The 18,231-nt window shown below is 70.5% G+C and carries 13 protein-coding genes and 6 pseudogenes; 12 read left to right on the top strand and 7 right to left on the bottom strand.

The genetic code is table 11. The features are described 5' to 3' along the window. Positions 1-3: 3 nt before the first annotated feature. Positions 4-2,907 carry a beta-mannosidase gene (locus tag I6J71_RS30505; RefSeq protein WP_204090019.1) on the top strand — a complete coding sequence of 968 codons (2,904 nt, stop codon included), beginning with the start codon at positions 4-6 and terminating at the stop codon, positions 2,905-2,907. After that, positions 2,904-3,824 (top strand): ROK family protein, encoded by a 921-nt coding sequence (locus tag I6J71_RS30500; protein WP_204090018.1) that lies wholly within the window; start codon positions 2,904-2,906, stop codon positions 3,822-3,824. Before I6J71_RS30505 ends, I6J71_RS30500 begins: the two co-directional genes overlap by 4 nt. Before the next feature lie 859 nt (positions 3,825-4,683). Here I6J71_RS30500 and I6J71_RS30490 read toward each other — a convergent pair. Beyond that, positions 4,684-5,682, bottom strand: a complete 999-nt coding sequence (locus tag I6J71_RS30490; RefSeq protein ID WP_204090017.1) for a LacI family DNA-binding transcriptional regulator — start codon at positions 5,680-5,682, stop codon at positions 4,684-4,686. 333 nt (positions 5,683-6,015) lie between these two features. Between I6J71_RS30490 and I6J71_RS49125 the strand changes: the two are divergent. The 5 pseudogenes from I6J71_RS49125 to I6J71_RS30480 all read left to right on the top strand — a co-directional run. Then, positions 6,016-6,561: pseudogene (locus I6J71_RS49125) on the top strand (hypothetical protein); the annotation flags it as partial. Then, a pseudogene (locus I6J71_RS51220) lies at positions 6,468-6,815 on the top strand (alpha-L-rhamnosidase N-terminal domain-containing protein); the annotation flags it as partial. The pseudogenes I6J71_RS49125 and I6J71_RS51220, both read left to right, overlap by 94 nt. Before the next feature lie 76 nt (positions 6,816-6,891). Further along, positions 6,892-7,224: pseudogene (locus I6J71_RS51215) on the top strand (family 78 glycoside hydrolase catalytic domain); the annotation flags it as partial. Between the two features lie 40 nt (positions 7,225-7,264). Further along, positions 7,265-8,197 (top strand): annotated as a pseudogene (locus I6J71_RS49115) (alpha-L-rhamnosidase); the annotation flags it as partial. A 58-nt stretch (positions 8,198-8,255) separates the two neighbouring features. Beyond that, positions 8,256-9,071 (top strand): annotated as a pseudogene (locus I6J71_RS30480) (ATP-binding cassette domain-containing protein); the annotation flags it as partial. Here I6J71_RS30480 and I6J71_RS30475 read toward each other — a convergent pair. Both I6J71_RS30475 and I6J71_RS51210 read right to left on the bottom strand, forming a co-directional pair. Continuing rightward, the gene (locus I6J71_RS30475; RefSeq protein WP_370541994.1) at positions 8,977-9,756 is read right to left on the bottom strand and encodes an AAA family ATPase; all 780 of its coding nucleotides are present in this window, start codon (positions 9,754-9,756) and stop codon (positions 8,977-8,979) included. The pseudogene I6J71_RS30480 and the gene I6J71_RS30475 overlap by 95 nt on opposite strands. A gap of 47 nt (positions 9,757-9,803) precedes the next feature. After that, positions 9,804-9,875: pseudogene (locus I6J71_RS51210) on the bottom strand (hypothetical protein); the annotation flags it as partial. A gap of 462 nt (positions 9,876-10,337) precedes the next feature. Here I6J71_RS51210 and I6J71_RS30470 point away from each other — a divergent pair. Beyond that, the gene (locus I6J71_RS30470) at positions 10,338-11,297 is read left to right on the top strand and encodes a glycoside hydrolase family 25 protein (protein WP_204090016.1); all 960 of its coding nucleotides are present in this window, start codon (positions 10,338-10,340) and stop codon (positions 11,295-11,297) included. A 187-nt stretch (positions 11,298-11,484) separates the two neighbouring features. Beyond that, positions 11,485-12,759 carry a cytochrome P450 gene (locus I6J71_RS30465; RefSeq protein ID WP_204090015.1) on the top strand — a complete coding sequence of 425 codons (1,275 nt, stop codon included), beginning with the start codon at positions 11,485-11,487 and terminating at the stop codon, positions 12,757-12,759. Between the two features lie 21 nt (positions 12,760-12,780). Here I6J71_RS30465 and I6J71_RS30460 read toward each other — a convergent pair whose 3' ends face one another. Continuing rightward, on the bottom strand, positions 12,781-13,410 hold the full coding sequence (locus I6J71_RS30460) for an alpha-ketoglutarate-dependent dioxygenase AlkB (protein WP_204090014.1): 630 nt from the start codon (positions 13,408-13,410) through the stop codon (positions 12,781-12,783). A 111-nt stretch (positions 13,411-13,521) separates the two neighbouring features. Here I6J71_RS30460 and I6J71_RS30455 point away from each other — a divergent pair, with 111 nt between their 5' ends. Further along, positions 13,522-14,568, top strand: coding sequence for an alcohol dehydrogenase catalytic domain-containing protein (locus I6J71_RS30455; protein ID WP_204090013.1), 1,047 nt, complete (start codon positions 13,522-13,524; stop codon positions 14,566-14,568). Here the strand turns inward: I6J71_RS30455 and I6J71_RS30450 are convergent. Then, on the bottom strand, positions 14,552-15,151 hold the full coding sequence (locus I6J71_RS30450) for a helix-turn-helix domain-containing protein (protein ID WP_204090012.1): 600 nt from the start codon (positions 15,149-15,151) through the stop codon (positions 14,552-14,554). The two genes, I6J71_RS30455 and I6J71_RS30450, sit on opposite strands and share 17 nt — an antisense overlap. Before the next feature lie 156 nt (positions 15,152-15,307). Between I6J71_RS30450 and I6J71_RS30445 the strand changes: the two genes are divergently transcribed. Then, positions 15,308-15,913: a hypothetical protein gene (locus I6J71_RS30445; RefSeq protein WP_239154010.1), complete on the top strand. Its 606-nt coding sequence runs from the start codon at positions 15,308-15,310 to the stop codon at positions 15,911-15,913. 67 nt (positions 15,914-15,980) lie between these two features. Here I6J71_RS30445 and I6J71_RS30440 read toward each other — a convergent pair whose 3' ends face one another. Beyond that, positions 15,981-16,973, bottom strand: a complete 993-nt coding sequence (locus I6J71_RS30440; RefSeq protein ID WP_204090011.1) for an RluA family pseudouridine synthase — start codon at positions 16,971-16,973, stop codon at positions 15,981-15,983. Positions 16,974-16,998: 25 nt separating this feature from the next. Beyond that, positions 16,999-17,436 (bottom strand): DUF5313 domain-containing protein, encoded by a 438-nt coding sequence (locus I6J71_RS30435; RefSeq protein WP_204090010.1) that lies wholly within the window; start codon positions 17,434-17,436, stop codon positions 16,999-17,001. Between the two features lie 111 nt (positions 17,437-17,547). On the opposite strand from I6J71_RS30435, the gene I6J71_RS30430 reads away from it, so the two are divergent. Further along, positions 17,548-17,991 carry a MarR family winged helix-turn-helix transcriptional regulator gene (locus I6J71_RS30430; protein WP_204090009.1) on the top strand — a complete coding sequence of 148 codons (444 nt, stop codon included), beginning with the start codon at positions 17,548-17,550 and terminating at the stop codon, positions 17,989-17,991. Positions 17,992-18,231: the final 240 nt, after the last annotated feature.

The raw sequence follows: 18,231 nt of genomic DNA, 5'->3' as shown, positions 1-18,231 counted from the left end.
GGGATGAAGAAACCGCTCGTCGCCGGGATCGCGGCGGCCGCCGCGCTGGTCCTGGTGCCCGGGGTGGTGAGCGCCACGGCGTCCGCGCAGGCGCCCGGCGCGCAGCCGCAGCACCACCAGCCCCGCGAGCAGGGGCTGTCCACGATCGGCACCGCCGGCTGGCAGGTGCTGACCACCGCGAGCGTCAAGGACGGCGGTGACCGCGTCTCGCAGCCGCGGTACTCCACGAAGGGCTGGCTGCCGGTCAAGCCGGACGACGCGGGCGCACCGGGCACCGAAATCACCGCGCTGGTGCAGAACGGCAAGTGTCCCAACGTGTTCTACTCGGACAACCTGCGCAAGTGCTTCGGGTACGTGGACAAGCTGGGCCCGGTGATCACGAAGCCGTTCGCCGACCCGTGGTGGTACCGCACGGACTTCGATCCCGGCTTCACCAAGGGCAAGAACGCCAAGCTCACGATCCCCGGGATCGTCGGCGAGGGCGACGTGTGGGTCAACGGCACGCTGGTCGCGGGCAAGGACGTGGTGAGTGGCGCGTTCGCCGGGCACACCTTCGACGTCACGAAGCTGCTGAAGCCGGGCGAGAACACCTTGGCGATCAAGGTGTACCCCAACAACCCGCTGACGATGTACACCCTCGACCAGGTCGACTGGGGCCAGATCCCGCCGGACAACAACACCGGCATCCAGTATGCGCCCACTCTGCAGCTGTCCGACGCGCTCAGCGGCGACAACGCCCACGTGGTACAGGACAACGCGGCCGACCTGTCGACGTCGTCGCTCACGGTGAAGGTCGACGTCACCAACGACGCCGCGTCCGCGCAGACCGGTGACGTGACCGCCACGATCACCCCGCCGTCCGCCGGTTCGCCGATCGTGGTCGCACAGCGGGTGACGGTCCCGGCGCACACCAAGCAGACCGTGACGTTCACGCCGGCGACGTTCGGCGCGCTGAAGATCCGCAAGCCGCAGGTGTGGTGGCCGTACTCGATGGGCGCGCAGCCGCTGTACACACTGGACACCGCGGTGACGCAGGGCGGGGTGGTGTCGACGTCCTCTTCGGACACCTTCGGCATCCGCACGGTGACTTCGAAGCTGGTCGGTAAGTCGGCGCCGCTGCCGCAGGGCGCGCGGCTGTTCGCCATCAACGGCAAGGACTTCGTGTTCCGCGGCGGCGGGTTCGCCCCGGACCTGTTCCTGCGCTACGACAAGGCCGACACCGCGCACCAGCTGGCGCTCATCAAGAACATGGGCCTCACCGGCGTGCGGCTCGAAGGCCACGACATGCCACAGGACTTCTACGATCAGGCCGACCGCGCGGGTCTGCTGGTGATCGGCGGCTTCCTGTGCTGCGACGCCTGGCAGCCCGAGGACGCGTCGAAGCTGACCGACCGCGACTACCGGATCATGCACGACTCCGCGTACTCGATCGCGCAGCGCGAGCGCAACCACCCGAGCGTGTTCAACTACGGCTGGAGCGACAACGAGCCGGTCCCGCGGCAGGAGAGCGAGACGCTCGCCGCGTTCACGGACGCGGACTTCCAGGTGCCGGTGATCGCATCGGCGGAGTACAAGAGCACCCCGGCGCTCGGTGTCTCCGGTGAGAAGGAAGGGCCCTACGATTGGGTTCCGCCGGCGTACTGGTACGACACGGCGCACTTCGACTCCGGTGACTCCAGCCGCACCAACGCGGGTGGTTCGTGGGGCTTCGCGAGCGAGCAGAGCGCGGGCCACACCGTGCCCACTCTGGACTCGCTGAAGCGGTTCCTCTCCCCGGAGGAGCAGGCGAAGCTGTGGCAGGACCCGGAGTACAACCAGTACCACGCGAACTTCGAGCCCGGCCACGGCGGCTACGCGTTCGGGACGTTGTACACGTTGGACAACTCCATCACCCAGCGCTACGGCAAGTGGGATTCGCTGGAGTCCTACGTGGAGTCCGCGCAGATCGCGAACTACGAGAACACGCGCTCGCAGTTCGAGTCGTTCATCGCGCACTCGACGGACAAGGACAACCCGTCGACCGGGGTCGTGTACTGGCAGCTGAACAAGGGCTGGCCGACGCTGCTGTGGTCGCTCTACAACGACGACGGTGACCAGCCGGGTGCGTTCTTCGGCGCCAAGAAGGCCAACGAGCCGGTGCACGCGAGCTACGGATACGACAACGGGTCGGTGACCGTCGCCAACCTCGGCGCCGGCACGCAGTCCGGGCTTTCGGTGCAGGCCAAGGTCTACGACACCGCGGGCAAGGTGCTCGACGAGCAGACGGCGCAGAACGTGTCGCTGAACTCGCAGGGTGTCGTGACCGGTCTGCTCAAGCCGAAGGTGCCCGCCGAGACGAAGCCGCCGGCCAAGGCGCAGGTGTACTTCGTGGAACTGCAGGTGAGCCGGGGCGGGAAGGTCGTGGACCGCAACGTCTACTGGCTCTCGACGCAGAAGGACGTCGTGGACTGGAACAGGACGCTGGGCGAGCCGCAGGCCACGCTCAGCCAGTACAGCAACCTGTCCGCGCTGCGGGACCTGCCTGAGGCGCAGGTCGGCGTGCAGTCCTCGACCAAGCGCGTCGCCGGCCCGGACGGCGCCGACACGGCGACCACCGTGACGGTGACGAACACGTCGAAGACGCCGACTGTCGGGTTCTTCCTGCGCGCCGATGTCCGCCGGGGCACCGCTTCCGGTGGTGTGGCGCTCGGGGACAACCAGCTGGCGGCGGCGACATGGGACGACAACGACATCACGCTGTGGCCCGGTGAGTCGCAGACGCTGACGGTGACCTACCGCTCGGCTGACCTGCACGGCGCGCCGGCCGTGATCACCGTCGACGGGTTCAACACCGGCAGCGTGGTCGTGCCCGCCTCGCGGGGCAACCACGGCGTGCGCCCGCCGCTCGTCGAGGGGACTCGCGAGTGACGGACGGAGAGCTGACCCTGGGCATCGACTTCGGCGGCACCAAGGTGGCGCTGGGGCTCGCCGACCGCGCCGGAACCCTGCTGGCCACGCGCCGGCTGGACACCGACGCCGAGGCGGGGGCCGAGCAGGTCGTGACGCGCGCGCTCGCCGGGGCCAGGGCCCTGGTGGCCGACCAGGGCGCGCGCGTCGGGGCCATCGGTGTCGTCAGCCCCGGGATCGTCCTGCCCGACCGCATCCTGCTCGCGCCGAACGTGCCGGGCTGGGAGCGGCTGCACCTGGCCCAGCTCGTGGCCGCCGAATTCGCCGACGTGCCCATCACCACCGGCACCGACGCGAAGGCGGCCGCCCTGGCCGAGTGGAGGTGGGGCACCCTCGCCGGCGCCGACCCGGCGGTGTTCCTCTCGCTCGGCACCGGCATCGCCGCCGCCGCCCTCGTCGGCGGGGTGCTGCTCGGCGGCGCCAACGGGGCGGCCGGCGAGATCGGCTACAACCTCCGCGCCCCGCAGGACACCGACGCCTTCGCCAGCGGCGCCGCGCCGCTGGAGGAAGCCGTCGGGGGCCGCGGCCTCGCCACCCGCGCGCGCTCGCTCCTGGGCCGCGCGGTCACGGCCGCGGAGCTGTTCTCCCTGGCCCGGACGAACACGCAAGCCGAGGAACTCATCACAGCGGCACTCGACGAGTTGTCCATGCACGTGGCCAACTTGGCCATCGCGCTCGACCCGGAGCGCATCGCCGTCGGCGGCGGGCTGGTGCGTTCGGCGGACGTCCTGCTGCCCGCCTTGCGCGACCGCCTGGCTGCGGCGGTGCCGTTCCCGCCTGAACTCGTGGCGGCTCGGTTCGACCAGGACGCGTCGCTGCTGGGCGCGGTGGCTTTGGCTCTGGGACCGGGTTCTGACCTGGGTTCGGGTTCCGGCTGACAGACTCCCGACGGTGTGCCGGCGCCCCGACCTCCGGCACACCGCCGGGGCCCCGCTTCCCCCCTCACACCGCGGGGAACCCACTTTCTGAGGGGCGGTGCAGTTTTCGGTGCCGCCCCTCGGTTTTCCTCCGGCCCGGGTGCTGGTCCGGGTTCGGCCTACGGACTCCCGGCGGCGTGCCGGTGCCCCGACCTCCGGCACCCACTTTCCGAGGGCGGTGCCGATTTTCGGTGCGACCGTCAGGGCTTTCCGACGTTGTGGCCTGGTAGTGCGGGCTCGTCCGCGCGGTGGGGTGGAGGCCGGCCGCGCGGGCGAGGGCAGCGACGTGCGCCAGGTTCTCCGTCCGGTTGCGTCGGGGCAGGACGCGGAACAGCACGCGCAGCCGGCCGCGGGCGAAGTGAGCAGCGCCGTGCCGCCCGGGGCAAGGACGCGGTGGATCCCCGCGAGGCCGCGCGCGGGGTCCGTCCGGTGGTGGAAGGACATCGTCGACAGGACCAGGTCGAAGCAGCCGTCGGGGTAGGGGAGGGCTTCGGCCGTGGCGATCGGTCAGCACGGCACGCAAGGCCGGGTCCACCCGGACCGCCGAGGTGCACGATGCGTTCCAGTTCCGGCGCGGCGCTCAGCCCGGGCGCGCGCGAGCATGCGCGCGGCGGGATGCACGCCGTGCAATTCGGCGCCGGGGAAGCGGGCGTGGGTGAGCCTCAGCAGTTCACCCGTGCGGGCGCCGACGTCGAGCACGCGGGCGGGCGCCAAGCCAGCGACGGCCGCCAGTGTGGCGCGATGCACCGCGCCGCAGAACCCTTGCAGCGCCGGGTTGTCGTACGTCCTGGCGCGTCGAAGCGACCGACGTCGGGGTAGGTCACGCGGGGCGGACGCGCGTGGACTCCCGGACGACCAGCTCCGGCGTGAACACCACCTGGCGGTGCGGCGCGGGCTCCTCTTCCGTCTCGGCGAGCAGCTGTTCGGCGGCCGTGCGGCCCAGGCGCAGCGCCGGCTGGCGCACGGACGTGAGCGGGACGGCCGCGGCGCCGGCGAACTCGATGTCGTCGTAGCCGACGATCGCCATCTCGTGCGGGACGCGGATGCCCGCGCCGACCATGGCCTGCAGGACGCCGAGGGCGAGCAGGTCGTTGGCGCAGAACACGGCCGTCGGACGGGGGCTCATGCCGAGCAGGCGCGCACCGGCGTCGCGGCCGGAGGCGACGTCGAGGCCGATCGCCTCCACCACCGACAGCTGCGCGCCCGAGCCGGTGAGCGCCGAGCGCACGCCCTGGTCACGGTCGCGGCACTGCGTGAGGATCATGGGACCGTTCACGAACCCGATGTGCCGGTGCCCGGTCTCGAGCAGGTGCCGCGCCGCGAGCGCGCCGCCGGCGACGTCGTCGACCGACACGGAGCTCGCGTCGTCCGCCGACACCTTGCGGTCGACGAACACGTACGGGATGCCGCTGCGGCGGAACGCCTGCATCGCGTCGCCGGCCGTGTCGACCGGGCTCAGCAGCACCCCGCGCACGCGTTGCTCGGCGAGCATCGAGAGGTACGACGCCTCCGTCTCCACCCGCTGGCCGCTGTTGCACGTGATGATGTTGAGGCTCCGCGCGTGGGCGGCCTCCTCGGCGCCGCGCGCGACGTCCACGAAAAAGGGGTTCCCGAGGTCCAGCACGAGCAGTGCCATGATCCGCGAACGCCCCGCGCGCAGCTGGCGCGCGGACTCGTCGCGCACGTACCCCAGCTCCTCGATCACGGACAGCACGCGGTTGCGTGTGGCCGTCGCCACCACGTGGGGCCGGTTGACCACATTGGACACGGTGCCGATCGAAACGCCCGCCCGTTTGGCGACGTCCTTGATGCCGACCACAGCCCTCCCCTCGCCCGCGAGACGGTCGTCAGCCTATCACGCGGGTGAAACGTTTCATGGCCCAGGCAACGTCCGGTCGCGACGATTTCCCGCCGCGGACAGTACGCGGTCGTCGACCGCATCGGCTGCGGAGCAAGTATGCGCGACGGCGGCCACGTTCCGCTCTCCGTCACCGCCCACGCGCCCCAGTTCGGCCTAAAACGACTCACGACGTTCGGACAACCGGCTCACTACCCTTGTTCGACGTGGTGCGACACTCTGACATCTACCGGACGATTGATACGTTTCAAAACGTGATCGAAATTCCTAGCTCAACGGCGACTAGGAGAGGGCATGACATCACGCGAACCGGTCCGGGTGACCAGCGCCGAAGACGGCGAGGCGGTCAGCCGGCAGCAGTGGAAGTGGTCCGTCGCCGCCGTCCGCTTCGAACACCGTGACAGCGCACTGGGCATCGGCACCGCCGAGCCCCGACTGTCGTGGCAGTTCCGCACGGACGAGCCGGGCTGGGCGCAGACCGCCTACGAAGTGGAGCGCGACGGCGGTGAGGTCGTCCGGGTCGACTCGGCCGAACAGGTGCTGGTGCCGTGGCCGTTCGCGCCGCTCGCGGCGCGGGAACGCGCGACGGTGCGGGTGCGGGTGGCGTCGGGCCCGCAGTGGAGCGACTGGAGTGAACCGGCCACTGTGGAGGCCGGGTTACTGACCACTTCGGACTGGCCGGCGAAGTTCGTCTCGCCGCGCACGATCGAGGTCATCGGGCAGCGCGCGCCCGTCGTGTCTCGCACGTGGACGGCGCGGGGTCCGGTGGCCTCGGCGCGGTTGTACGTCACGGCGCGCGGGGTGTACGTGGCCACGCTCAACGGCACGCGCGTCGGCGACGAGGTGCTCGCACTGGGCTGGACCAGCTACCGCCATCGCTTGCGGTACCGGACGCACGACTCACGGCGTTGCTGCGCGACGGCGAGAACTCGCTCGACGTGCTGCTCGGCAACGGCTGGTTCCGCGGCCGGCTCGGCTGGACCGGCCGCCGCGGCGTCTACGGTGACCGCGCCGCGCTGCTGGCCCAGCTGGAGGTGACCTACCGCGACGGCACGACCGAGGTCGTCGCCACCGACGAGCGGTGGACGGCTCGGGAGAGCTCCATCGTGGACGACGACCTCTACGACGGCCAGCGCACGGATCTGCGGCCACACGAGTCCGTTGTGGACGGTGTCGAGGGTGCTCGACGCGGACCTCACCACGCTCGTCGCACCCGACGGCCCGCCGGTGCGGGTGACCGAGGTGCTGCGGGCGGTTTCCCTTTCGGAATCGCCGTCCGGCGGGACTCTGGTCGACTTCGGGCAGAACTTCGTCGGCCGGGTGCGGCTGCGCGTGCGTGGTGCGAAGGCCGGCCAAGAGGTGGTGGTGCGCCACGCGGAGGTGCTGGCACACGGCGAGCTGGGCACGCGGCCGTTGCGCAGTGCCAAAGCGGCTGATGCGTATGTCCTCGATGACGCCGGCGAGGTGACGCTCGAGCCCGAGTTCACGTTCCACGGTTTCCGCTACGCCGAGATCAGCGGCGTCGACAGGCTCACCGTGTCCGATGTGGAGGGTTTGGTCGTGGGCAGCGACCTGCGCCGCAACGGGTGGTTCGGGTGCTCGGAGCCGTTGCTGGAACCGAATCCACGACAACGTGGTGTGGAGCAGGCGCGGCAACTTCGTCGACCTGCCCACCGACTGCCCGCAGCGCGACGAGCGGCTCGGCTGGACCGGGGACATCCAGGTGTTCTCGCCGACCGCGTCGTTCCTGTTCGACACCGCCGGGTTCCTGTCGTCGTGGCTGAAGGACCTCGCGAGCGAGCAGTTCGAGGACGGTTCGGTGCCGTTCGTGGTGCCCGACGTGCTGAACACCGACTCGCCTGCCGCGACCGCGTGGGGCGACGCCGCGACCGTCGTGCCGTGGGTGCTGTACCGGCACTTCGGCGATGTCGAGGTCCTGTGCCGGCAGTTCGCGAGCATGCGCGGCTGGGTCGATCGTATGGCCGCGGCCGCCACCCGCGGCGTGTGGTCCGGCGGCTTCCAGTTCGGCGACTGGCACGACCCGGCGGCCTCGCCCGACAACCCGTTCGCCGCGAAGACCGATCCGGACGTGGTGGCCACGGCGTACCTCGCGCACTCCGCGGGCATCGTCGCGGACGCCGCGCGCGTGCTCGGCCTCGACGGGGCGCGCTACGCGGACCTCGCGGCCCGCACGCGAAAAGCCTTCGCCCGCGAATACGTCACCGGCACCGGCCGGGTGCTGAGCGACGCGCAGACGGCGTACGCGCCGGCCCTCGAAGTCGCGCTCCTGCCGGACGCCGCCCAGCGTGAAGCGGCGGGCCGTCGCCTCGCCGACCTCGTCCGCTCGAGCGGTTTCCGCATCGGCACGGGTTTCGTCGGCACCCCGCTCGTGGCCGACGCCCTGACCACGTCGGGCCGCCCCGACCTCGCCTACCGGCTGCTGCTGGAGCGCGGCAACCCGTCGTGGCTGTATCCGGTGACCATGGGCGCCACCACGATCTGGGAACGCTGGGACTCGATGCTCCCCGACGGAGCTGACCCGGCCCGACGGCGGCGAAGCGCGCGTGGTCGGCAAGGACGTGGTGCGCGACGCCGACGCCGTCCGCAGCCGTGTGAGCCTCACGGGCCAGTACGCGTCCGTCGACGAAGACCTCACCGGCACCGAGAACCTCGTGATGCTCGGCCGGCTGCTCGGGCACCGCACACCGGCCGCACGCGAACGGGCCGCGCAGCTGCCGGCGGCGTTCGGCCTCACCGACGCGGCGGGCAAACAGGTCAAGAACTACTCCGGCGGCATGCGGCGGCGCCTCGACATCGCGTCGAGCATCCTCAACACGCCCGACCTGCATTTCCTCGACGAACCCACCACCGGCCTCGACCCACGCAGCCGCAACCAGGTGTGGGACACCGTGCGCGCGATCGTCGCGCAGGGGACGACCGTCCTGCTCACCACGCAGTACCCCGACGAAGCCGACCAGCTCGCGTCGCGCATCGCGGTCATCGACCACGGCAAGGTCATCGCCGAGGGGACCAAGGGGGAGCTGAAGGCGTCGGTCGGCGTCGGCGCAGTGCACCTGCGGCTGCGGGATCCGGCTCAGCGGCCGGCCGCGGCGGAGGTGCTCGCCCGGATGTTGGAGGCGAGCGTGCAGCTCGAACAAGACCCGGTGGCGGTGACGGCGCGGCTCAGCGCCGAGGCGCACACCGGAGTCGCCGATCGCGCGTCGATGGCGTTGGCGCACCTGGCGAGAGAGGGGATCACCGTGGACACGTTCTCACTGGGGCAACCGAGCCTCGACGAGGTGTTCCTCGCGTTGACGGACCACCCGGCCGGCGAGGGGGTGCCAGCGTGACCACGGTTCGGGAAGCGGACGTCGAGCTCGCGGCGCTGAAGACGGAGGACCTGGCCGCCGTGCTGGGGAGCAGCGAAAGGCGGCGCCGCAACGCGTCGGCGACGCCCGGCGCCACGGCCGACACCGGACTGCTGCTGCGCCACAGCCGCGCGGTCTGTTCGACGAAGAAGGGGTTGCCTCCGGTGCGCCGGTGGACGTCCGCGGCCAGCTCCACGCCGGGATCCGTACCCGCGGTGCGGACCATGAGTTCGGCGACCTCCGCCGGTGCCAGGCCGGTGAGCGTGACGGTGGTGGCCTTCGCGACCAGCGGCAGCACCAGCGGGTGCAGCGGGTGGTCCGAAGCATCGACCTCGACGTCGCGGTAGGTCCCGATGAGCAGCAGCTGCTCGAACCACGTGTGACGGGCCGCGAAGTCCAGCAGCCGCAGCGACGACGGGTCGGCCCAGTGCAGGTCGTCGAGCACGACCACCACGGGCCGGTCGTGCGCCAGCGTGACGAGGGCGCTTGTGACGGCGTCGTGCAGCCGGAAGACGTCACCGGGCTCGGGGGACTCGCCCAGCAGAGCCGACAGCGTCCCGGAATCGGCGGCGGCCCACTCGTGCGGCTCGGCGGCCCGGCGCAGCGCCCGCACGACCTGCACCCACGGCCAGTAGCCGGGCTCGCGCCGCTGCCGGATTCCCCGCACGTGCCGGCGAGCACCAGCGCGCCGTGTTCGCGTGCCTCGTCGGCCAGCCCGGTCACGAGCGTGGTCTTGCCGATGCCCGCCTCGCCCGTGACCAGCACGAGGCCGCCGTGGCTCGCCATCGCGCGCGCCAGCTCGGCGCGCAGCACCGAGGCGGGGTGCTCGCGCCCGATGAGCGCCGCCGTCATGTCCGTTTCCTCCCTTTCTGAGGGCGGAGTCTCACGCCGTGGCGTGGTTCGTCGCGCCCTTTCTCCCGCCTTTCCCGTCCGACGGCCTGTGTGCCGGGCAGGCCTCGGCCGGTCCCAGTCTGACGGGCGACACCGACAATCCGGGCGCGCGCGTAGCGCCGTCGCACGAACCGGTGGGCGTCCTCGGGCATGCGAGGGTCCCCCGACAATCCGACGTTCGGGTGGGTTACTACTCACACTGGCGGTTTCGTCCGGGTGGCGAGCGTGGCACATTGCGAAGTGGCTCCGGCTCTCACAAGGCTGTCGGATGAACTGGGGGGATCGGCGCGTGGTGCACACCATTCGCGAGCCGGGCGCAGGCGCAACGGCCCCCTCCTTCACGGAAGGCGGTTGCTGATGGCGCTCGGCATCGACATCTACCGCAGGTTCCAGACCGTCACCAGCTGGCCCAGGGTCAAACAGGCCGGCGTCACGTTCGTCTACGTCAAGCTGACCGACGGTGGGGGCACGCCCGCCGGCGGCACCGGGGACAACGAGGTGAACGGCGCTCGATCGGTCGGCATCCCCGTCGGCGGTTACCACTTCGTCCAGGCCAATCCCGGCGCGGAAGCGCAGGCCGACATCCTGCTCGGCGAGGTGACCCGGCTCGGCGCCACCGGCTGCGTCCCGATGCTGGACCTGGAGGACAACCCGGCCGGTTCGGCGATGCCGAACATCCCCGACAGTCAGAAAGCCGCGTTCGGCAAGGCGTTCTGCCGGCGGCTCGACGCTCGTGGGTTCCGGCCCGGCGTGTACATGAACAACGCGCTCGCGACCCTGCTGCGCCCGGACAACTGGGGCATCCCGGGGCTCGTGATCTGGATCGCCCGCTACGGCGCGCGGCCCGCAGCGGCGGCCGGCCGCTACGACATCCACCAGTACAGCTCGTCAGGCTCGATCCCCGGTATCACCGCCGCCGGGGTGGACCTCGACGAGTCCTACACCGGCGCGCACCTCGGCGCGTTCAAAATACCGGGAGACGAGGAGGACGAAGACATGAGCAGTGACCGCGGAGAAGCGACCGAACCCGGCGAGTGGGGCAAGCTGCACATCCCGGTGAACGGGGGCCGGTACCTCAGGCTGGCGTCGAGCTACGACCAGCCGATCACCCTCGACGGCATCTCGCTCGTGGGGGACACCCCGGGACTCGCGGGCCGCGACGTGGTGACCGTCCAGGCCGGCGGGAAGGTCGACGCGGACCGGCCGGGGCCGTGGGATCTGGCCGGGGCCAGCGCGGACTACGCGAACAAGTCCCACGTGGTCGTCCGCTACCAGTGCGCCGGTGCGATCAAGGGCTGGGTGAACAACCGCGCGTGACCCGCCGCACGGAGGGACGAGCGGTGGCGCGTCCGGTCGTCGCCGAGCCCGGCGCCGTCGGCGGCCGGCCGCGTTTCCAGCGCCGGTGATCACGGCCTGGTCACGGCACATGTCGTGCTCCCCAACCGCAGGTGACAGGCGTCGCCGCGCGGATCACCCGAATGCCGCGTGGGGTAGTGTCGCCGACATGGGGAGTCTCCGCTCGCGTGTCCTCGCCTGGGCAGGCCGCCGGTACATCGCCCGGCAGCAGAAAAAGGGCTTCGACCTCGAAAAAATGGCGTTTCTGCCCGATTCCGCGCTGGAGCCGCTGCGGCGTGTGGGGCTGGACCCGGTGCCGTCGCTGGGCGAGCGCCAGGCCGAGGAGCCCATCAGTAAGCTCGACCTGCCGTTCGGCATGAACGCCTGGCTCGTGACCGGGTACGAGGAGGCCAAGGCCGTCCTGGGCAAGGTGACCGAGTTCAGCAACGACTTCACCAACCTCGTCGGCAATGCCGGCGTAACTGAGGACCAGAACCCGGGCGGGCTGGGCTTCGCCGATCCCCCCGTGCACTCGCGGCTGCGCAAACTGCTCACGCCGGAGTTCACGATGCGCCGGCTTTCCCGGCTGACGCCGCGGATCGACGAGATCGTGTCCGAGCAACTCGACGCGATGGCCGCCGCCGAGGGGCCGGTGGACCTGTGGGAGTCGTTCGCGCTGCCGATCCCGTCGCTCACGATCTGCGAGCTGCTCGGTGTGTCCTATGAGGACCGCGCCGACTTCCAGCGCCTGAGCACCGCGCGTTTCGACCTGTTCGGCGGCGCGGGCGCGTCGCTGGGCGCGATCTCGGAATCGCTGACCTACCTGCTCGAGATCGTCAAGAAGCAACGCGAACAACCGGGCGACGGCCTGCTCGGCATGCTCATCAAGGAACACGGCGACGAGATCGACGACCGCGAGCTCGCCGGCCTCGCCGACGGTGTGCTCACGGGCGGACTCGAGACCACGGCCAGCATGCTCGCTCTCGGCGCCATCGTCCTGCTGCGCGACCACGCCGCCTTCGAAGCTGTCCGCGGCGACGAGGACTCCGTGCACCGGTTCGTGGAGGAGCTGCTGCGCTACCTCACGGTGGTGCAGATGGCGTTCCCGCGCTTCGCCAAGGAGGACATGGAGGTCGCCGGCGTCTCCATCGCCAAGGGCGACATCGTGCTGGTGTCCCTCTCGGTCGCCGACCGCGACCCCGTCCTGGGCGCCGGCATGGACCACTTCGACCCCACCCGTGAGCCCACGTCGCACCTCGCGTTCGGCTACGGCATCCACCGCTGCATCGGCGCCGAACTCGCCCGCATGGAACTCCGCACCGCCTACCCGGCCCTTGTCAAGCGCTTCCCGGACCTGCGTCTGGCGGTGGCGCCGGACGAGCTGGAGTTCCGCAAGGTGTCGATCGTCTACGGGCTGGATTCACTGCCGGTCCTGGTGCGCTGACGGCCGGGACCGGTCACGGCCTCACCGGACTCCTCGCGGCCGGAACTGGATGCTGATCCTCGGCCCCACCCCCTTACCGGTCTTGGGAATGGCGTGTTCCCACGTGCGCTGGCACGAGCCGCCCATGACGATCAGGTCGCCGTGGCCCAGCGGGTAGCGGAGGGACTCGCCGCCGCCGCGGGGGCGGAGTGCGAGGTGGCGCGCGGTGCCCACCGAGACGATCGCGACCATGGTGTCCTCGGCGCTGCCGCGGCCGATGGTGTCGCCGTGCCAGGCGACGCTGTCGCGCCCGTCGCGGTAGTAGCAGAGGCCTGCGGTGCGGAAGGGTTCGCCGAGCTCGGCGGCGTAGTGCTCGGACAGCCCCGAGCGCGCTTCGGCGAGCACCGGGTGTGGCAACGGCTCGTCCTCGCGGTAGAAGCACAGCAGCCGGGGCACGGCGACCACCCGGTCGTACATCTGCCGCCGCTCGGCGTGCCACGGCACGTCCGAAGCGAGCTGCGTGAACAGCTCGTCGGAGCCCGACAGCCAGCCCGGCAGCACGTCGATCCACGCTCCGCGGCCCAGCTCCGTGCGCCTGAGGCCGTCGAGGGAGGTCAGCGAAACCCCCGTCGACCCGGAGCCGAAGAGTGATCCCTGCAGTGCGTGACTCATGCACTCCACCGTACACGATGATCGAACACCTGTTCGGGTGTCTGAATTTGAGACCGGCGTCCGGCCGGAGCCGTCGTAGCGTCGAGGGCCGGCCCGAACCCGGAGGTGGCGATGAAGGCGCTGGTCTATCACGGTCCCGGAAGCAAGGCGTGGGAAGACGTTCCCGACGCAACCGTCAAAGAGGTGACCGACGTCGTGGTGAAGGTCGACACAACCACGATCTGCGGCACCGACCTGCACATCCTCCACGGCGACGTCCCCGCGGTCACCGACGGCCGCATCCTCGGGCACGAAGCCGTCGGCACCGTCACGGCGGTCGGCGACGCGGTGGGCAGCTTCAAGGTCGGCGACCGCGTGCTCGTCCCGGCCGTCACGCGGTGCGGGCGCTGCGACTACTGCCAGCGCGGCATGCCTTCGCACTGCCGCACGGTCGGCGGTGTGGGCTGGATCTTCGGGCACCTCATCGACGGCACGCAGGCCGAGTACGTCCGCGTGCCCTTCGCCGATACCTCGCTCTACCACGTGCCGGCCGAGGTCACCGACGAGCAGGCCATCTTCCTCGCCGACTCCCTGCCCACCGGCTACGAGGTCGGCGTGCTCGCCGGCCAGGTCCGCCCCGGCGACACCGTCGCCGTCGTGGGGGCCGGCGCGGTCGGCCTCGCCGCGATCCTCACCACCGGCCTGTGGGGTGCGTCGAAGGTGATCGCCGTCGACGCCAACAAGTTCCGCCTCGAGAAGGCCCTCGAGTTCGGCGCGACGGACACGGTCGCCGCCGGACCCGACACCGTCGCGGAGGTCCTCGGGCACACCGACGGCCTCGGCGTCGACGTCGCCATCGAAGCCGTCGGCTTCCCGGAAACCCTGCAGACGACCGCGGCGCTCGTGCGGCCCGGCGGGCACGTCGCCAACATCGGCGTGCACGGCGCGGGCGTCGAGCTCCCGATGCAGGACCTGTGGATCCGCAACATCACCATCACCATGGGGCTCGTGGACACCGTCTCGATCCCGACGCTGCTGAAGATGGTGGCGAGCGGGCGCATCCCCGCGGAGAAGATGGGCACGCACACGTTCACCTTCGGCCAGCTCGACCAGGCCTACGACGTGTTCGGCAACGCCGCCGACCACCAGGCGCTGAAGGTGATCATCCAGCCCGCGTAGCAGGCGGAGCCGCGGGTTTCGGGTGTGCGGACACCACCAGCCGGTGGGTTCGCGCACCCGGTGCCGTTTCGTCGTGGTAGCGGGACACGAGGTCGGTCACCGCCGTGGTGAGTTCGTCGGTGAACGCCGCCCGCTCGCGCGCCGAGCGGAACGCGATCTCGGTGTCCAGAGCCAGCGTCGGCAACGGTTTCCCGGCGTCGGTGGCGCGGCGTATCAGCCCGGCGACCTCGCGCACGGTCCGGCCCGCGATCGCGAGCAGGTACCCGGACGACAGGCGATCGGGCTCGACCGCCGGCGTGCCGGCTTCGCCGAGTGCGGCGGGGGAGACCTGGTACGACGCGGCCGTCGCGGTGAACAGGCGCTCGGTCAGCCCGCCCCAGCGGCGTTCGCCCGCGGGCTCGACGAGGCCGTGCGACTCGAGGGCGCGCAAGTGGTAGTTGATCTTCTGCCGGGTGAGCCCGAGGCGCGTGGCGAGCGCGGCCGCCGACGCCGGTTCGGCCAGCTCCGCCAGCAGGCGCGCGCGAACCGGCTCCAGCGCGACCGCCGCGGCGGCCGGGTCCTCGATCACTTCGACGTCCCGCATCCGTCGAGCCAAGCATTGACAAAGTTTGTCGTCAAGGGTCGGGAATTCGGCTCTTGTCTGTTTTCGCCCGCTCTCGTACAGTGATCACCCAGGTTCGACCCCAGTGGTCTGAACCTGTCCCACTACCGCCGCCCTGAGTTGCACGGAGGTTGGCAAGTGCGCGGAAGACTACGCATCGGTGGGGTGCTCGCCGGGGTCGTGTGCGGGCTGGCGGTGGTCGCACCCGTCGCGAGCGCGCAGGTGGGCACGGGTCCGTGGAAATCGTGGTCGCCGGGGTACTCCGAGCAGGAGCGCGGATGCGGGCAGATCAACGGGCTCACGTTCCAGCTCACCTGCTCCACGGGCAGCGGTGACCAGCGGGCCGAACGCCGGTACGACACCTACACCGGCGGCACGCACCAGTTCGAGGGTTCCTTCAAGATCACCAGCATGAGCGGCTCGCGCCTCAGCGTGAAGCAGACGTTCCGCGACGGGGCGAACGCCGGCCCGTACTTCCTGCTGGCGGTCGAAAAGGGCGGCCGCATGTACGCGGTGGAAGGCGGGCAGACGCTCGCCAGCGGCGCCACCGTGGGCACATCGGTGCGGGTGAACACCATCAACCAGGTCGGCAGCACGCACAAGGTCTACGTCAACGGTTCGCTGAAGCAGACCATCGACAGCCCGAGCGGTTCTTATTACGACAAATTCGGTTCGTACCGCACCTCAAGTGGTGCGGGTCCGATCACCGTGCAGTGGAGCGGTGTGAAATTCTGGACGAAGTGAGTTCGCGCGGCGCCCTCGCCCGTTGCCAATCCGATCAAAAGTAGGCGGCACCCAACCGCAAACTACTTTAAGTGCCAACGGTTTTCGCCGTCACTGTGGTCGGATTGGTGACGAACGGCACTGTACTGCGGGGCGTCGCCCACTCGTCGAGGGAATCCCACGCGGTGAGGCGTCGTCCGCTCGTGAACTTTCGGTGTTCGCCGGTGACCGGGTCGTCGAACTCGAGCTCCTTCGCCAGCAGCTGCAAAGGTTTCGTGAAGTCGTCGAGCGGTTTTTCGTTGAGCACCGGGTAGAAGTCGTCGCCGAGAATAGGGACGCCCAGGCCGCTCAGGTGCACGCGCAGCTGGTGCGTTCGGCCGGTGGCGGGCACCAGGCGGTAGCGGCCGAGACCGTCGCGGTGCTCCACGAGCTCGACGCGGGTTTCCGCGTTCGGTGGTCCGTCGACTTCTTGTGCGGCAAGGACTCCGCGTTCCTTGACGATCCGGCTTCGGACCGTTCTTGGCAGTTGGAGGGAGGGATCGTGCGGTGCGATCGCTTCGTATTCTTTCTGCACGCGTCGATCGCGGAACATCGTCTGGTACTTCCCGCGCACGTCGGGTGTGATCACGAACATCACCAGCCCCGCGGTGACGCGGTCGAGCCGGTGCGCGGGGGACAGCTGTGGGAGGTCGAGGTCGCGGCGCAGCCGAACAAGCGCTGTTTCCAGCACGTGCCGGCCGCGTGGGATTGTTGCCAGAAAATGGGGTTTGTCGACCACCAGGAGGTGCTCGTCGCGGTGCACGACGGTGACGTCGAACGGCACCGGCACCTCGTCGGGCAGGTCGCGGTGGAACCAGATGAACGTGCCGGGCTCGAACGCGGCGTCCACGGCCAGCGGTCCGTTCAGGTTGTGGATGCGCTCCTCGCGCAGCATCTCCTCGATGCGCGAGGGGTCCAGCCGGGGGAGCCGCTCGACGAGGTGCTCGAGCAGCGTTCCCCACCATCCCTCGTCGGGCAGCCTCAGCCGCGCCGGGTCCAGGCCGTGCCGCTGCGGCAGCGGACCGCGAAGCTTGCGTCTCATCGGACGCCGAGTCTAACCGCGAGGGTCAGTTCGAGCCGTGGGGCGGCGTGGTTTCGGAAGTGGTCGTGCTCTGCTCGCCCGTGTTCTGGCGGTAGATTGCGATGTAGCGGGCCTTCGCCTCGGCATCGGCGGCTTCGGCGGCCTCGCGGCGGATGCGCTTGCCGGTGCCGGGCGGGAAGCCGTTGCGCGCGAGCCGGTGCTCGATGCTCTCCTCCATGTACACGCTCGAGTAGAAGTACGCGACGAGCGCCGCCATCAGGACGATCGCCAGGCGCAGCGCGATCGGCCCCGGCAGCAGCAGCCACACCAGGCACAGCGGGATCAGGCCCACCGAGCTGCGGACCACGTGCCGCGCTTTCCAGTGCTTCGACGTCGTGTCGTGCAGGATCCAGTCGTGGTAACGCTCGGGCAGCCGGCCGCCCACCGCGTACCAGAACCAGCGGAACACCCCGGGACGATCCATCACGCCTCCTCTTCGGCTACCGATAGGGTACACTAACGATTAGCACGCTAATCGATGGCGTTACCGAGGCCACAGCATCCGATAGGGTGGCCCGGACCAGGAGGAGGACCCGTGGCAGAGATCGACCTGGGTGAGGACCCGCTCAAGCTCGACCGCCAGGTGTGCTTCGCGCTGTCGGTCGCCTCGCGCAGCGTCATCGCGGTCTACCGCCCGCTGCTCGAGCCGTACGGGCTGACTCACCCGCAGTACCTCGTGATGCTCGCCCTGTGGGAGAAGGCCCCGAGGTCGGTGAAGGACCTTGGGGCAGCGCTGCGCCACGAACCCGCCACGCTGTCCCCGCTGCTGAAGCGGCTGGAAGCCATCGGTTACGTCACACGCGGCCGCAGCCGTTCCGACGAGCGGGTGCTGACCGTCGAGCTGACCGAAAAGGGCCGTGAGCTGCGCGCCGAAGCCGAGAAGATCCCGTACCGCGTGGTCGAAACGCTGGGTATGGAGGTGTCCGAACTGGAGTCCCTCCACGCCGCCCTGGGCCGCGTGATCGAGGCGACCGCCTGAGTCCGGCCGAGTCCGCCTGGGGCTCCGAGGGCCTCCCGCGAACGCCCTGGCGGATCACGATCGCCCTCGCCGGGCTGGTGCTCGCGGTCGTGCCGGCGCGGGGCCGCGCTGAGCGCAGATCTCCACTGCTGAGCGGGCGCGCGGTCAAGCGCTTCTGCCGGATTGTCCACACCTCGGCCGAGTTGTGGACAGGTCGGCCCCGGATCGGCTTGCGGGCCGTTTTCGTCGGTGGTGGCCGAT

Source organism: Amycolatopsis sp. FDAARGOS 1241, assembly GCF_016889705.1.
Taxonomy (GTDB): Bacteria; Actinomycetota; Actinomycetes; order Mycobacteriales; family Pseudonocardiaceae; genus Amycolatopsis.
This window is presented reverse-complemented; position numbering and strand designations above follow the sequence as displayed.

Excerpts from the sequence above, each read along its gene's own strand:
- I6J71_RS30435 (WP_204090010.1), bottom strand. The coding sequence starts at position 17,436 with ATGGATCGTCCCGGGGTGTTCCGCTGGTTCTGGTACGCGGTGGGCGGC.
- I6J71_RS30470 (WP_204090016.1), top strand. The coding sequence starts at position 10,338 with ATGGCGCTCGGCATCGACATCTACCGCAGGTTCCAGACCGTCACCAGC.
- I6J71_RS30455 (WP_204090013.1), top strand. The coding sequence starts at position 13,522 with ATGAAGGCGCTGGTCTATCACGGTCCCGGAAGCAAGGCGTGGGAAGAC.
- I6J71_RS30465 (WP_204090015.1), top strand. The coding sequence starts at position 11,485 with ATGGGGAGTCTCCGCTCGCGTGTCCTCGCCTGGGCAGGCCGCCGGTAC.
- I6J71_RS30460 (WP_204090014.1), bottom strand. The coding sequence starts at position 13,410 with ATGAGTCACGCACTGCAGGGATCACTCTTCGGCTCCGGGTCGACGGGG.
- I6J71_RS30505 (WP_204090019.1), top strand. The coding sequence starts at position 4 with ATGAAGAAACCGCTCGTCGCCGGGATCGCGGCGGCCGCCGCGCTGGTC.
- I6J71_RS30450 (WP_204090012.1), bottom strand. The coding sequence starts at position 15,151 with ATGCGGGACGTCGAAGTGATCGAGGACCCGGCCGCCGCGGCGGTCGCG.
- I6J71_RS30440 (WP_204090011.1), bottom strand. The coding sequence starts at position 16,973 with ATGAGACGCAAGCTTCGCGGTCCGCTGCCGCAGCGGCACGGCCTGGAC.